Origin of the sequence: Photorhabdus sp. S10-54 (assembly GCF_963878145.1) — a bacterium.
GTDB classification, from domain to species: domain Bacteria; phylum Pseudomonadota; class Gammaproteobacteria; order Enterobacterales; family Enterobacteriaceae; genus Photorhabdus; species Photorhabdus kayaii.
Genome location: NZ_CAWNXG010000004.1, coordinates 178,105 through 191,166, shown reverse-complemented (window position 1 = coordinate 191,166; position 13,062 = coordinate 178,105). Strand labels below are relative to the sequence as shown.

Below are 13,062 nucleotides of genomic sequence, written 5' to 3'. Positions count from 1 at the left end.
TATTAGCTTGAACATCTATATCGTAACGGAAAGGTGTTTTTCTTGGTATAACCCTTGGCCTCCACCCGCATAGCGGGGGGTTTTATGTTTAAGAAGCTTACGCTACTTAAACTGGCTAAAGCCATAATAAAATCACAACTTTGGTTGTGAAACCAGTTGAACTAGGGGTTCAATGACGCTAATATAGCCTCAGCTATATATATCAATTTGATAACTGATAATCATCTATTGAGGGGGGGTATATGCCAAAAAGATTGGTAAATCCTGAAAAGATTAATGAGGTTTTCGCTCATTTGAACGAGAACTCAAATAATCACACCCTTTATATTGCTCTGTCTAAGGGTATCGACATTACCGATCAGATAAACGGATTGGCACTTGCACCTGGTTATCGTATGGTTCGTGTTGATGGCCGCCTTAGTGATCGGATTAGTCAGTCTCATTTCGAACTTGCTTTGCTTAATGATGTATCTAAAGAGGTTGCTTATTATAATCGGGTGGTTATACAGCCTGATGTTGTATTAAATTGCCGCCCTGTAACTCAAATTCTCGTTTGGCGTATCAGGACGCCTCAGCATCGAGCAGCTTTACGTGATTTAGCTGGTAAGGTGTTCTTTGATTACTTGATTGATCAGTACAATGTGATTGTGTCTGATATGAATCAGACTACTGATGGTATGGCATTCTGGCAGGATAGAATGTACGACGCGCTAGCATACAATATGCATGTTTATGCTTATGACATGATCACATGTGAGTTGCGTAAAATCTTGACACAAGATGATGTTAGTCGACAAGAAATGTGGTTATGGGGAGATCCAGAACACTATCAAAATAGACTAGCAATAATTTCTAAAAACGAGCTACCAATACCAAACGAATAAATTAAGCCCGCCCCTCGCGGGTTTTGTTTTATCTATGCCGCTTAATTGCGGTTTTTTTATTTCTATAAGGATCGAAAATGCAAACTCGCTCATTTCTTCTTGATATCAAATCATGGGATTTAACGTTAGATGATTCTGGAAATATCTCTATTACTGATAACCCTTATGCTGTGGCTCAGGATGTCGCTTGTGCCTGTAGTACATATCTGGGAGAGTGTTGGTACGACACAACATTAGGTCTTCCTTATTATCAGCGCATTCTTGGTCATTGGCCCGGAATTCAATTAATTAACAGCAAAATGCAACAAGAAGCAATGAAGTTACCTTATGTTCAGTCTGCCATTTGTAAAGCTATAAGCGGGGACGAAAGAACTATTGTGGGCACGATGACAATAACGGACACGAATAATCAATCAGCGGTGGTAAATTTCTGATGACTAACTCTGTAGTACTGACAACAAGTGTTCCTAGCGTAACATTTACAAAGACTGGTTTAACTGTACCCGACGAAGTTGATATTTTAAATGGGCGGCTAAATGATTTGGCTACCGCAATGGGCGGTGCAATGAGTACCAGTTTGACAACACCGCAGGGTCAAATGGCAATGAGTGATACGGCTATCATTGCTGACAAGAACGATCAGTTACTTGCTATCGTCAATCAGATTAACCCGGATTATGCAACTGGACGTTTCCAAGATGCCATTGGGCGGATTTATTTTTTAGACCGAATTCCAGCATCGGGAACAACGGTAACAGCAACATGTACCGGGTTAGTTAATACAGTTATTTCAATTGGTAGTATTGCTCAAGATAAAAAAGGGTATCTTTATCATTCAATAACAGAGGCTAAGATCCCTGACAGCGGCTCTGTTGATGTTGTTTTCCAAAACTCAACAACAGGGCCGTTAGCATGCCAAATTGATGATTTGAACACGATTTATAGCTCAGTACCTGGCTGGTCTGGTATCAGTAATGCGAGTGCTGGCGTACCTGGCACAGATGAGGAAACTCGTGCTAATTTTGAGTATCGTCGTAAACAATCTGTTGCTAAAAATGCGACAAACTCATTACATGCCATTTATGCGGCAATATTAGAAGTAAATGGGGTAGCAGACTCATACGTTATTTCAAATGATACTTCGGTAGTAAAAACAGTCGGGGTATCAAAATACAAAATAGCGCCGAACTCTCTTTATATTGCTGTGTATGGGGGAAAGACTGAGGATGTCGCTAGAGCAATCTGGAAGAAAAAGCCTCCAGGTATTCCTACGAACGGGAATACAACTCACACCATTGTGGATGATGAAAACTATGTTCAGCCTTACCCTGAATATGAAATTAAATATGTGATACCGACGCCCATTCGTGTTTATGTTGACGTCTCACTTGCTGATAGCGATTACCTTCCTGCTGATATTGAAACGCAAGTTAAATCAGCTATAGCGCAAGCATTTAACGGTGAAGATGGTGGAACGCGAGCAAGAATAGCATCTACATTATTTGCTGGTAGATATTATTCAGGCGTTTATAACATAGATACATCAAGTGTTGATATTTACAGCATTACACTTAGCCGTGACGGTACTGCTTATTCAACATCAATTAGTTTTGGTATTGATGAAATCCCAACGCTTGACACTGATAATATATCCGTAAAATTAGTAGGTTCATAAATGGAAAATGTGGAAACAACTATTCTTGCTCAGTATGCTGCTAGCCCAAAACTCAACTCACTTATTCGAAGTTTCAATGCCGCTGTTTCCTCTGCTGAATTTATTAATACATTTTACGACCTGATTTGGAATATTGACACAGCAAACACGTATGGGCTGGATGTGTGGGGAAAAATAGTGAATGTTAGCAGATGGTTGACTGTTAATGAAAATGCAAAATATCTGGGATTTGGTGAAGCTTTTCTGAGTATTTCGACAACAACAGATCCAGACCCATTTGGCCAAGCGCCATTTTACGCCGGGGAATCAAAAACAAAAACTATTGAACTATCAGATCAGATGTATCGAAAGCTGATTATGATGAAAGCCATGTCAAATATATCTGATTGCACTATACCAAACATCAACAGAATGCTTGTTTATATGTTTAGCGATAGCGGACGTGCATATATCACTGATGATGGAAATATGAAGATGAGTTATGTATTTGAATTTCAGCTATCAACAGCAGAATTAGCAATTGTTCAAACATCAGGAATACTACCATATCCAGCCGGTGTCAGCGTCTCTATTGTTGAAAGAATACCGAAAAATGAAATTAACTGAAAAACCTACTCTTATTACTGTTCCGTTCGCAAAAGATGGAAACTATAACGAAATTGCAACAAAGTCTACTGAAAACAGTTTGGCGAAAGGTATAGCTACATATCAGAGCGGTTTTCCTCCGTTAACGATGACAGCAATATCTGCTGGTGGAATTCCCCCATCTGGCAAGGATATGAACGGGATATTGAATGATATTACTGCCGCAATACGTTATTCAATGTCTGGTGGCCTGTATTCGTATGATGCTGATTTTAGCGCTGCCACTGATGGTTATCCTAAAGGGGCTATTGTTGCCAGTTATGATGGAAGTAAAATTTGGTGGAATGGGGTAGAAGATAACAATACAGATCCGGATAGTACATTAGCTTCCGGTTGGAAAAATCTGTTAGCAGATCCTAACGGGTTATTTCTACAGAAAGCCAATAACTTATCTGATATTAATAACAAAGCGACAGCGCGTAATAATTTAGGACTGGGAGAGCTTGCAACTCAAGATTTTATTCCCGATGCCACATTAGCCCAAAAAGGAATTATTCAGCTTACTGACAAAACAGGCAACAGTAATATACTTGCAGCAACTCAGAAACTTGCTTCCGATGTAAATGATAATGCAAATAGTAAACTCGCTAAAAATCAAAATGGCGCTGACATCTTCAATAAAACTGAATTTGTAAAAAATATCGGTTTATCGGAAACGGTAGAATTGGCGAAAAGTGCCGTGCCGAGTAGTCGGAAAATTAACGGGAAGCCGTTGGCTGGGGATATTAGTTTGAATGCTGAAGATGTGGGAAGTTATGCTAAATCTGAGAGCGATAATACTTTCTTGCGTATTTCTAGCAATAAAACCGCAACTGTTGGCAGTTTACTGATTGACAGTAAAACTCCTTTTCCTAAATTGCGTTTCAAATCGAAAGATGGGTATGTATTGGGAATTAACGGTTCTGAAGGGAAATTGTTGCATATCTATTCTGACGATCCCAAAAATCAGCGGCGTTACAATATATTAACGCCTGAGAAAAGTGGTACTCTTGCATTACAAAATACAGCTATAAAATCCGAAAATGGCTGGTGGCAATGTGGAGATACGGGGATAATTATTCAATGGGTTAAAGTCCCATCAGCTCAACAATCATGGATAAAGGTAAATTATCCAATTTCTTTTAAAAATAAGCTTTTTGGCTATATTGCAAGCATGTCGAGTATCAATACATCAACTGGTCACACATTAGTACGTAATGCAACACTATCGACATTTGAATATCAAGCAGGCACTCCCAACAATGATGAGAATCCAGGCAAAGTTGTACATATATTATTTTGGGGGGTATAAATGGTCTATTTTTCCAGAAAAGAATGTGTTTTTTATAATGAAGCTCATGAAGAGTGTGTTGAAATAACAGCAGAAAAACATAATGAATTACTTGACGGTCAATCGCGCGGTTTTGCTATCGTCAGTGATAAAGACGGTTATCCAATTCTTACAAAACAAGCGCCATCTGTTTACCACAAATGGGATAGTGAAAAGTGGATAATATCAGAAAGTGATAAAATAAAGCTCAGACGGGAACAGCAGCAGCAAGCAGAACATAAGAAACAGCAACTTATGCTCACGGTAAGTAAACAGATCGCTCCGTTACAAGATGCTGTAGATTTGGGGATGTCGAGTGATGAGGAAAAATCGCTGTTAGCAGAGTTAAAAAAATATAGAGTATTATTGAACCGCGTTGATGTTAATTCAGCCTCAGATATTAACTGGCCCGAAAAACCCTTAGAATAATGGAATCAGGGCCAATTGAACCGACCCCCAATAGCTAGATAAGTCTAATCAAATGTGGTTTTTCTGCACTACTCTGATTGAATCGTCCTCAAAATGTTGGATAACCATCCAACATTTAAAGGTGTAGTCCATTTATGCTTTAGTCTATTAGATAATCATCAACCCACCAGGATAATACTTAATCCAGTCAATAGCAGCATTGGGGTTAAATGGCTCAATACTCAGTCCTTCCAGGCATTGCCAGAGTTCCTGGGTGTTCTGGGCGGTAATAACAATACAGTCCGGCATCACCCGGATTTTTAGTGGCATTCCGAAGGTAAATCCCGCCTCCTGTAACCATTTTCCTTTTAAAGAAATACCGTTTTTAGCTACCTTGCCAAAACGTTCAGCTTGGGAAATTCGCTGAATTGTTTTATTATCGCGTTTAGCCATAATTAACTACCTTATATAGTTAGTTGTGGTAAGCAGGGTTATCGGGTGGCAGCCCGGTAGCTCTGCGTCAGTGAAAATAGTCTCTCAATGTTGGATTATGAACGATAGGTCACTTTTCTGCAATAAAAATATGACCTATAGTTTACCTAGATTTTTCGTTTTCAGGCAGTCCATTGAGGGCATCATTCCAGTGTTGATCCCGTTCTATATTATTCACTATTTTGCTGATCCATGTTTCTGATTTGCCCCACCGTATAGCCAGTTCGCGGCGCGTCCAGCCTTTTCGTTTCATCTCAGACTTAAACAATTCTGGCGGTATACGTTTCAAAATTACTCCCACAAATATAAACTGTTTATCGGCACATCATAGTATAGCCATTTCGCCGATAGGGTGACATTGGTAAATAAAATGACCGTTTAAGTGGCACAAACCGAACTCCATGAACATAGGATATGCCACACCAGAAATACCGATTACTAAGGCGATTGTATATGAAGTTGAGTTACATGTGTGCATCAGAAGCTGGTGGTATCAGGTGCTGGATTTATAAATAATGCCATATGAAGCAGAGATCTGATGAGGCATTTTATTTTGCACTACGCATTATGATAGAGGTGTTGGCCCTTTTAATGAGCATAGTATTAACACCTGACTGTGAGGAGTTGGTTGCTGTGCTACGGGCATAAAAAAACCAACCTAATTATGGTTGGTTTTTCCAAAAGCTCCGCGGCTCCTTTGCGTATTCTTTTGTGTCCCTTCATCGTCCGGTCAGTGTCCAATCAACTTTGCTAACTCACTGTTTTTAAAGCTGTTGTCCTATCACTGTCCCTACTAATTTGGTGGAGCTGGCGGGAGTTGAACCCGCGTCCGAAATTCCTACATCCTTGGTACTACATGCTTAGTCTAATCTTTACATTCGCTTGCCAACTGCGGATAGACACGCCACTAACAAACTAGCCTGATTAAATTTAACGCTTCAACCCCAGGCAAGGCATCCACGCGATCTCTTTTGGGTTTGACCTCTCTTGATCCCCGTCCTAAGAGCGGAGGCTAGGGAGAAAGGGCTCTGCGCAGGTTATTAAGCTGCTAGTGCGTATTTTTCGTCGTTTGCGACTATTTTTTTGCGGCTTTTTACGAGGCCAACCGCCCCTCGGCATGCACCTTGGGTTTCGCGAATCCCGTCGAATCCAGAATCAGCCCCAAGTGTCTTAAACGCAAGTATATCAGAATACTAAACCATAATGCCAGAATTTATCGCCCTGCATTCTTCATAATACGCGCTTTGTCTAATTTCCATTCACGTTCTTTAATGTCCGAACGTTTGTCGTGTGCCTTTTTACCTTTTGCTACGCCAATTTTGACTTTACTCCAGGCGTTTTTCCAATAGAGAGATAAGGCAACAACAGTATAACCTTCACGATTAACTCGACCATATAATGAGTCAAGTTCGCGCTGATTAAGTAAGAGTTTGCGTGAACGCATTGGATCACAAACGACATGGGAAGAAGCTACATTTAACGGGGTGATGGTGGCACCAAAAAGATAAGCGTCGCCATCTTTGAGCAAAACGTAACTGTCGCTGATGTTGGCTTTACCAGCGCGCAGTGATTTGACTTCCCATCCTTGTAACGAGAGACCCGCTTCAAATTCTTCTTCAATGAAGTATTCGTGACGAGCTCGTCTATTCATGGCAATGGTTGCCGAACCGGGTTTGTGTGCTTTTTTCTTTGTCATAGTGTATGCATTATACTGAATGGTTTGGTGAAAGAAATCTTTTCCCGCGCATATTTGCTGATTAATGCGTGTTTATTGCATTATACGCTGACAGTTTTTTCTTTGATCACGTATAGGTGATATTATTTGCTACAATTAAGCCTTACAGGAAATTATATGCCACAGATTAGTCGCTCTGCGTTAGTACCGTACAGCGTGGAACAAATGTATAAATTGGTCAATGATATCGGTTCTTACCCGGATTTTTTGCCGGGGTGTGTCGGCAGTCGGGTGCTGAGTGTTAGCAGTAACGAAATGACTGCATCAGTCGATGTTTCGAAAGCGGGTATAAGTAAGACTTTTGTTACCCGGAATATTCTGGCCGATAACCAAAGCATTAATATGCAATTGGTCGACGGGCCTTTTCGTAAGTTGATGGGAGGCTGGCAGTTCATACCATTGAGTGAAGATGCCTGTAAAGTTGAGTTACACCTTGATTTTGAATTCACTAATAAGCTGATTGAATTGGCTTTCGGTAAGATTTTTAAGGAGCTGGCTGGAAGTATGGTGCAGGCTTTTACTCTGCGTGCACGTGAGGTTTATCGTGTCTGATATCAATATCGAAGTTGTTTATGCATTGCCTGATCGCCAATATCTGCGTACGGTGAAATTGACTCAAGGCGCAACTGTTGAGCAGGCAATAGTTGCATCAGGTTTGCTGACTTTGCGTAATGATATTGATTTGCAAAAGAATAAAGTTGGGGTTTATAGCCGTCCTGTCAAGTTGACGGATATTTTGGAAGAGGGTGATAGGGTGGAAATTTACCGCCCATTATTGGCTGATCCAAAAGAAATGCGTCGTAAGCGTGCTGAGCGGGCTAAAAATAATGCTCAATAATTACCATAGACAGTCAGTCATCTATTTTTTTGACTGACTGTCTATTTATATCTCTTTGGTTATTGAAGATCTTCGGTAAGTGAATTTTCGTTTTTAATATCAGTCAGTACACCATTACTGTCAAATGTCAGGGTCAGAGTTTGCTGAGTCACTTTTTCGTGCCCAGGTTGCTGACGAAATACATAAAACCACGTTTGAGTTCCAAACGGGTCTTGTAACATCGGTGTTCCTAATGTGTAAGCTACCTGTTGCTGGGTCATTCCCTTGTGGATTTTTGATACACTAGTCGGTGTTAGGTAGTTCCCCTGATTAATGTCAGGGCGATAAACAGCCCGTTCCAACGTAGAGCAACCCGCAGTCAGCATGACAAATGATACAGCAGCGGCAGTCAACATTTTACAGCGCATGGTAATTACATTCCTTTAGGAGTCAGGAGGTTGATAATAATAGACCTTGACGAGATTGAAAACCTTTATACCCGTTATCTTTCAAGTTGCCTCTTTGTTGGCTGCGCTCACTCACCCCGGTCACATAGTTACCTATACTCCCGGGGATTCGTTCTCTTGCCGTCGCGATGCATCTTGAAATCCAGAGGGTATACAAGCTTTAGCTATGACCCTAAATATACGCAAAAGTTGTATCAGATTACGCGGCAAGCAGCTCTTTAGCGTTTGCCAGGGTATTTTTTGTCACTTCACTGCCTGCGAGAAGCCGCGCTAGCTCTTGTAATCTGGATTTTTTATCCAGCAATTGCATTTGAGTTTCAGTTTCTTCACCATCAGTCTGTTTACTGACATAAAAGTGTTGGTGACCACAACCGGCTACTTGAGGCAGGTGGGTGACGCACATAACCTGTGTAGATTCGCCTAATTGACGTAACAGACGGCCGACAATTGCAGCTGTTGGGCCACTGATACCAACATCTACTTCATCGAAAATCAAGGCGGACGTTTCCATTTTCTTAGCCGTTATAACCTGAATTGCCAGCGCAATACGGGAAAGTTCACCACCTGAAGCAACTTTTGCGAGAGATTGGTGTGGCTGACCGGGGTTAGTGGTGACGTTAAATTCAACTTTATCTGAACCATCAGCATTCAGATGTTCAGGTGCAAAAGAGACATCAATGGTAAAGCGACCATGAGGCATGGCGAGTTGATGCATACTGTGAGTAATGAGTTCACTTAGTTCTTTAGCATATTGTTGGCGAACCAGATGCAATTTTTCTGCAACTTCCAATGCCTGCTTATGGTGTTTATTAACCTGCTCGCTAAGGTGGGTGCAGTCATCTTCTTGCTGCGCCAGTAATTGCTGTTCTTCTAATAATTGTTGATGTAGTGAAGGAAGTTCTTCTGGTACAACGTGGTGTTTGCGGGCCACTCTAATTTGTTGTGAAATTTTTTGTTCCAGCTCAAAAAGACGATTTGGGTCCATATCCAGTTGATCACCGTAGTGGCGGAGTTCATCGCTGACTTCATTAATTTGAATGGATGCTTCTTCCAACATAGTGAGTAATTGACTGAATTTATTATCCATAGTGATGAGTTCTGCCAGTTCGTGTTTGGCGTAGTTCAGCAGACTGGTAATATTTTGTTCATCGTTATCACTAAGTAACTGGAGTGCGGTTTGGCTGACAGACAGTAGCTGACCACGGTTTGCTAGCCGTTTATATTCATTATCTTGTTCTTGATATTCACCTGATTGTGGTGCCAGCTCATTAAGTTCTTTTAAGTGATACTCCAGTAACTGTTGACGAGATTGACGTTCAAGCGCCTGTTGTTGGAATCGAGCCAGATCCTGACAACTTTGGTGCCATTGATGATATGCCTGTTTCATTTCATTTTGCAGATTGAATTGATTAGCGTAAGTGTCAAGCAGGCGTTTTTGGTGGCCGTTATTTAATAGTAATTGATGGGCATGCTGACCGTGAATTTGAATAAGGTGGGTACCCAATTCGCGTAATTGGGAAATCGGTACGGCAGTGCCATTGATAAAGCCTCTGGAACGACCATCTGACGTTATTGTACGGCGTAGTAAGCATTCATTACTGTCATCAAGTTGGTGTGCTTCTAGCCATTGGCGAGCAGAAGGCGTATCAGAAAGAGAAAACCGGGCACAAATATCAGCACGAGAAGCCCCGCTACGCACCATATTGGCCTCACCACGATTACCCAGACATAAACCTAATGCATCAATTGCGATGGATTTACCCGCGCCGGTTTCACCTGTGATGGCTGTCATGCCTGGCTGGAAGTCAATTTCAAGCTCACGAACAATGGCAAAATTGCTAATGGTTAACTGGGTGAGCATCACACTTCTCCTGTGTATAAAAACACCTCTGTATCTTCATACAGTATAAACTGGTTTTTTATACAGTAAAGTAGTGAAACCTAATTTTTTAGAACATTTTTTTAGACCAGCTTAGTTTTGTACTTAATGTGTTGAAGTAATTATAGTCTTGAGGATGAATGAGATTGAGCTTCTGTTTGCTGCGGCTAATAATTACATCCTCTCCATCCTGTATAGGTAGAACTATTTGGCTATCGCAACTGACTTCATAATCGTTGCTATTTTGGGAAAATTTCAGCCTGATGCTGCTTTCACTGCTGATAACCAATGGCCGAGAAGACAATGTATGTGGGAACATCGGTACCAGGACGATAGCATCCAGATTTGGTGTCAGAATTGGCCCACCTGCGGAAAGCGAGTAAGCTGTGGAACCAGTTGGCGTTGCGATAATTAGTCCGTCAGAACGTTGGGAAAAGGCAAAACGTTCATCAATATAGACTTCGAATTCAATCATATGTGCCACTTTCCCCGGATGGAGTACGACTTCGTTGATAGCGGTACTGATACGAGGTTTCTGGCCGTTTCTTCTGACTTGAGCTTCTAGTAGGAAACGGTGTTCGTTCCGATATTCGCCATCCAATACTTCAGAAAGTTGTTGCAAAGCATTATCAGGATCTAAGTCGGTCAGAAAACCTAGATTGCCTCTGTTAATACCAATGACTTTAATGTCATAACGGGAAAGGACCCGGGCAGCGCCCAACATATTGCCGTCACCACCAACAACGACAGCTAAATCAGCTTGTTTGCCAATTTCAGTCAGACCGCCAGTTTGTGCATCTTTTAAACCAATGTCTTTGGCAATCTGACGATCAATAATGACAGAATAACCTTTGGATTTTAACCAATGATAAAGCATCTCATGAGTAGCAAGTGCTTCTGGGTGGCGAGGATGACCAACAATACCTATGCATTTGAATTTTTTATTCATCGTTGTAATTGCCTTCTAGCAAGAGGTTTTATCCTCACAATACGGCGGGTTCCCTTGAATCCCCAGTTTAGATCCCCATAATAGGCTAAGTAGCGAGATTAATGCCAAATACGCGGAGATATTCATGAGTAGTAAAGAACAAAAAATGCCTGACGAGCAAGTCTCGGAAGATATGGAAGTTGTATCTGAACAGCAAAATAGTGCGGATAAAGCAGAAGCATCAGAGACAGAAAGCGTTGTTGATCCGCGTGTCGCAGAGCTGGAAGAACAGCTCAAGCAGGCGCAACAACGTGAACGTGATGCCATTTTGCGTGCTAAGGCTGAAGTTGAAAATATCCGTCGTCGTACTGAGCAAGATGTGGAAAAAGCCCATAAGTTTGCGTTAGAAAGATTTGCCAATGAACTGTTGCCAGTGATTGATAATCTTGAGCGCGCTTTGGAGGTGGCAGATCGTACTAATACCGAAATAGCACCTATGGTTGAAGGCATCGAGCTGACGTTGAAGTCTTTCCTTGGGGCTGTGGGTAAATTTGGTATTGAAGTTGTTGGCGACACAAATGTTCCTTTTAATCCTGAAATTCATCAGGCTATGACCATGATGGAATCCGATCAGCATGAACCAAATCATGTCATGATGGTCATGCAGAAAGGGTATACCTTAAATGGCCGTTTGTTACGCCCGGCAATGGTAGCTGTATCAAAGTAATTTTAGCTCAGTAGTAATTTTAGTTCAGTAATAAGTATCAATGCCGCTCCAACAGGGGCGGCATTTTTTTATTGTGGCAACTCAGGTGTCCAGTTAATTGGCGCGATGCCTTGTTTTTCTAGCAATGCATTGGCTTTTGAAAAGTGTTTGCAGCCAAAGAACCCTCTGTGAGCAGATAGTGGAGATGGATGAGGTGCTTTGAGAACATGGTGTTTATTAGCATCAATAAAGTAGCCCTTTTTCTGAGCGTGGGAGCCCCAAAGCAGAAAAACGACGCCTGAACGGTGCTCATTGATAGCGGCAATGACTTTATCAGTGAAAGTTTCCCACCCCAGATTCGCGTGGGAGTGTGCATTACCACGTTCTACGGTGAGTACGGTATTGAGTAGTAACACCCCTTGTTTAGCCCAACTGACTAGGCAACCGTGATTTGGATGCTGGAAGTCAGGTATATCGGATGCCAGCTCTTTGTACATATTAACCAGAGAAGGTGGCGCAGGAATACCCGGTTGTACAGAAAAAGAGAGGCCATGTGCCTGATTGGGGCCGTGGTAAGGGTCTTGCCCAAGTATCACCACCTTAATATCAGCCAATTCGGTGTAGCGGAATGCATTAAATACATCCTGTTGTGGCGGATAAATAGTTTTACCTGCCTGACGTTCTTTTGCGACATAGGCCAGCGTGTCGAGAAAATAGGGCTGTTTTTTCTCGTTACCGATTACGTCGTGCCATGTGAGGGGTGCGGACATAGTAAATCCTTTTTATATAATTACCAAATGGATGTTAGCTTACCGATTACAAAATCAGAGGAAAACCTTTGATGCATACTAAAACTAAATTCTTGATAACTATTTCAATGTTGTAAAGTATTTTTGAAAGTTTATCCAAAAAATTGCTTTGAGGTTAGCTATAGAAACTTATTTAAAACGTAAGGTAGCAGTATGTTTTATAGTAACTATATGAAATTAACTGTTTTGAATCAATGAGTATCCTCATTTGTGTGGGTATATAGGAATGAGGCATATTGTTTTGACCAAATAACCAAGATAAGTCATTGATAATTTGGTTTATTGTGCGAACGTAGAGATAGAAATGA

Annotated in this window: 16 protein-coding genes and 1 other RNA gene; 9 read left to right on the top strand and 8 right to left on the bottom strand. The window is 41.3% G+C overall.

Going from position 1 to position 13,062, the window contains the following annotated elements; translation table 11 throughout:
* Positions 1-242: 242 nt before the first annotated feature.
* The 6 genes from AACQ83_RS04015 (at position 243) to AACQ83_RS03990 (ending at position 4,942) form a co-directional block, all read left to right on the top strand.
* A complete protein-coding gene (locus tag AACQ83_RS04015) occupies positions 243-884 on the top strand; it encodes a hypothetical protein (RefSeq protein WP_112876394.1) in 642 nt (213 codons plus the stop codon).
* 77 nt (positions 885-961) lie between these two features.
* Positions 962-1,318 (top strand): hypothetical protein, encoded by a 357-nt coding sequence (locus tag AACQ83_RS04010; RefSeq protein WP_112876393.1) that lies wholly within the window; start codon positions 962-964, stop codon positions 1,316-1,318.
* Complete coding sequence (locus AACQ83_RS04005) at positions 1,318-2,559, top strand: baseplate J/gp47 family protein (RefSeq protein WP_112876392.1); 1,242 nt, start codon at positions 1,318-1,320, stop codon at positions 2,557-2,559. The genes AACQ83_RS04010 and AACQ83_RS04005 overlap by 1 nt, the downstream gene beginning before the upstream one ends.
* Positions 2,560-3,165 carry a DUF2612 domain-containing protein gene (locus AACQ83_RS04000; RefSeq protein WP_112876391.1) on the top strand — a complete coding sequence of 202 codons (606 nt, stop codon included), beginning with the start codon at positions 2,560-2,562 and terminating at the stop codon, positions 3,163-3,165. It begins immediately after the preceding gene.
* Positions 3,152-4,495 carry a phage tail protein gene (locus AACQ83_RS03995; RefSeq protein ID WP_240000687.1) on the top strand — a complete coding sequence of 448 codons (1,344 nt, stop codon included), beginning with the start codon at positions 3,152-3,154 and terminating at the stop codon, positions 4,493-4,495. Before AACQ83_RS04000 ends, AACQ83_RS03995 begins: the two co-directional genes overlap by 14 nt.
* Entirely contained in the window at positions 4,496-4,942 is a 447-nt protein-coding gene (locus tag AACQ83_RS03990) for a tail fiber assembly protein (RefSeq protein ID WP_112876390.1), read from the top strand.
* A 147-nt stretch (positions 4,943-5,089) separates the two neighbouring features.
* Here the strand turns inward: AACQ83_RS03990 and AACQ83_RS03985 are convergent, their stop codons facing one another.
* The 4 genes from AACQ83_RS03985 to smpB form a co-directional block, all read right to left on the bottom strand.
* A complete protein-coding gene (locus AACQ83_RS03985; RefSeq protein ID WP_112876389.1) occupies positions 5,090-5,374 on the bottom strand; it encodes a SymE family type I addiction module toxin in 285 nt (94 codons plus the stop codon).
* A 142-nt stretch (positions 5,375-5,516) separates the two neighbouring features.
* The gene (locus tag AACQ83_RS03980) at positions 5,517-5,702 is read right to left on the bottom strand and encodes a helix-turn-helix transcriptional regulator (protein ID WP_049582210.1); all 186 of its coding nucleotides are present in this window, start codon (positions 5,700-5,702) and stop codon (positions 5,517-5,519) included.
* A gap of 510 nt (positions 5,703-6,212) precedes the next feature.
* Positions 6,213-6,576: a transfer-messenger RNA gene (gene ssrA, locus AACQ83_RS03975) on the bottom strand.
* A gap of 50 nt (positions 6,577-6,626) precedes the next feature.
* Positions 6,627-7,109, bottom strand: a complete 483-nt coding sequence (gene smpB, locus AACQ83_RS03970) for an SsrA-binding protein SmpB (RefSeq protein WP_112876388.1) — start codon at positions 7,107-7,109, stop codon at positions 6,627-6,629.
* Positions 7,110-7,265: 156 nt separating this feature from the next.
* Between smpB and AACQ83_RS03965 the strand changes: the two genes are divergently transcribed.
* Both AACQ83_RS03965 and AACQ83_RS03960 read left to right on the top strand, forming a co-directional pair.
* Entirely contained in the window at positions 7,266-7,700 is a 435-nt protein-coding gene (locus AACQ83_RS03965; RefSeq protein WP_112876387.1) for a type II toxin-antitoxin system RatA family toxin, read from the top strand.
* Entirely contained in the window at positions 7,693-7,986 is a 294-nt protein-coding gene (locus AACQ83_RS03960; RefSeq protein WP_112876386.1) for an RnfH family protein, read from the top strand. The genes AACQ83_RS03965 and AACQ83_RS03960 overlap by 8 nt, the downstream gene beginning before the upstream one ends.
* Positions 7,987-8,045: 59 nt before the next feature.
* Here the strand turns inward: AACQ83_RS03960 and bamE are convergent, their stop codons facing one another.
* The 3 genes from bamE to nadK form a co-directional block, all read right to left on the bottom strand.
* Positions 8,046-8,393, bottom strand: coding sequence for an outer membrane protein assembly factor BamE (gene bamE, locus AACQ83_RS03955; protein WP_011147559.1), 348 nt, complete (start codon positions 8,391-8,393; stop codon positions 8,046-8,048).
* Positions 8,394-8,631: 238 nt separating this feature from the next.
* The gene (gene recN / locus AACQ83_RS03950) at positions 8,632-10,293 is read right to left on the bottom strand and encodes a DNA repair protein RecN (RefSeq protein ID WP_112876385.1); all 1,662 of its coding nucleotides are present in this window, start codon (positions 10,291-10,293) and stop codon (positions 8,632-8,634) included.
* A gap of 88 nt (positions 10,294-10,381) precedes the next feature.
* On the bottom strand, positions 10,382-11,260 hold the full coding sequence (gene nadK / locus AACQ83_RS03945) for an NAD(+) kinase (protein ID WP_112876384.1): 879 nt from the start codon (positions 11,258-11,260) through the stop codon (positions 10,382-10,384).
* 124 nt (positions 11,261-11,384) lie between these two features.
* Between nadK and grpE the strand changes: the two genes are divergently transcribed.
* A complete protein-coding gene (grpE, locus tag AACQ83_RS03940) occupies positions 11,385-11,966 on the top strand; it encodes a nucleotide exchange factor GrpE (protein ID WP_011147556.1) in 582 nt (193 codons plus the stop codon).
* A gap of 68 nt (positions 11,967-12,034) precedes the next feature.
* Here grpE and ung read toward each other — a convergent pair whose 3' ends face one another.
* Positions 12,035-12,715 carry a uracil-DNA glycosylase gene (gene ung, locus AACQ83_RS03935; protein WP_036777820.1) on the bottom strand — a complete coding sequence of 227 codons (681 nt, stop codon included), beginning with the start codon at positions 12,713-12,715 and terminating at the stop codon, positions 12,035-12,037.
* Positions 12,716-13,062: the final 347 nt, after the last annotated feature.

Bases quoted from the DNA above. Each gene is read 5' to 3' on its own strand.
- AACQ83_RS03995 (WP_240000687.1), top strand. From the start codon at position 3,152: ATGAAATTAACTGAAAAACCTACTCTTATTACTGTTCCGTTCGCAAAA.
- recN (WP_112876385.1), bottom strand. From the start codon at position 10,293: ATGCTCACCCAGTTAACCATTAGCAATTTTGCCATTGTTCGTGAGCTT.
- AACQ83_RS04010 (WP_112876393.1), top strand. From the start codon at position 962: ATGCAAACTCGCTCATTTCTTCTTGATATCAAATCATGGGATTTAACG.
- ung (WP_036777820.1), bottom strand. From the start codon at position 12,715: ATGTCCGCACCCCTCACATGGCACGACGTAATCGGTAACGAGAAAAAA.
- nadK (WP_112876384.1), bottom strand. From the start codon at position 11,260: ATGAATAAAAAATTCAAATGCATAGGTATTGTTGGTCATCCTCGCCAC.
- bamE (WP_011147559.1), bottom strand. From the start codon at position 8,393: ATGCGCTGTAAAATGTTGACTGCCGCTGCTGTATCATTTGTCATGCTG.
- AACQ83_RS04005 (WP_112876392.1), top strand. From the start codon at position 1,318: ATGACTAACTCTGTAGTACTGACAACAAGTGTTCCTAGCGTAACATTT.
- AACQ83_RS03965 (WP_112876387.1), top strand. From the start codon at position 7,266: ATGCCACAGATTAGTCGCTCTGCGTTAGTACCGTACAGCGTGGAACAA.
- AACQ83_RS04015 (WP_112876394.1), top strand. From the start codon at position 243: ATGCCAAAAAGATTGGTAAATCCTGAAAAGATTAATGAGGTTTTCGCT.
- AACQ83_RS03985 (WP_112876389.1), bottom strand. From the start codon at position 5,374: ATGGCTAAACGCGATAATAAAACAATTCAGCGAATTTCCCAAGCTGAA.
- AACQ83_RS03990 (WP_112876390.1), top strand. From the start codon at position 4,496: ATGGTCTATTTTTCCAGAAAAGAATGTGTTTTTTATAATGAAGCTCAT.
- smpB (WP_112876388.1), bottom strand. From the start codon at position 7,109: ATGACAAAGAAAAAAGCACACAAACCCGGTTCGGCAACCATTGCCATG.
- grpE (WP_011147556.1), top strand. From the start codon at position 11,385: ATGAGTAGTAAAGAACAAAAAATGCCTGACGAGCAAGTCTCGGAAGAT.
- AACQ83_RS04000 (WP_112876391.1), top strand. From the start codon at position 2,560: ATGGAAAATGTGGAAACAACTATTCTTGCTCAGTATGCTGCTAGCCCA.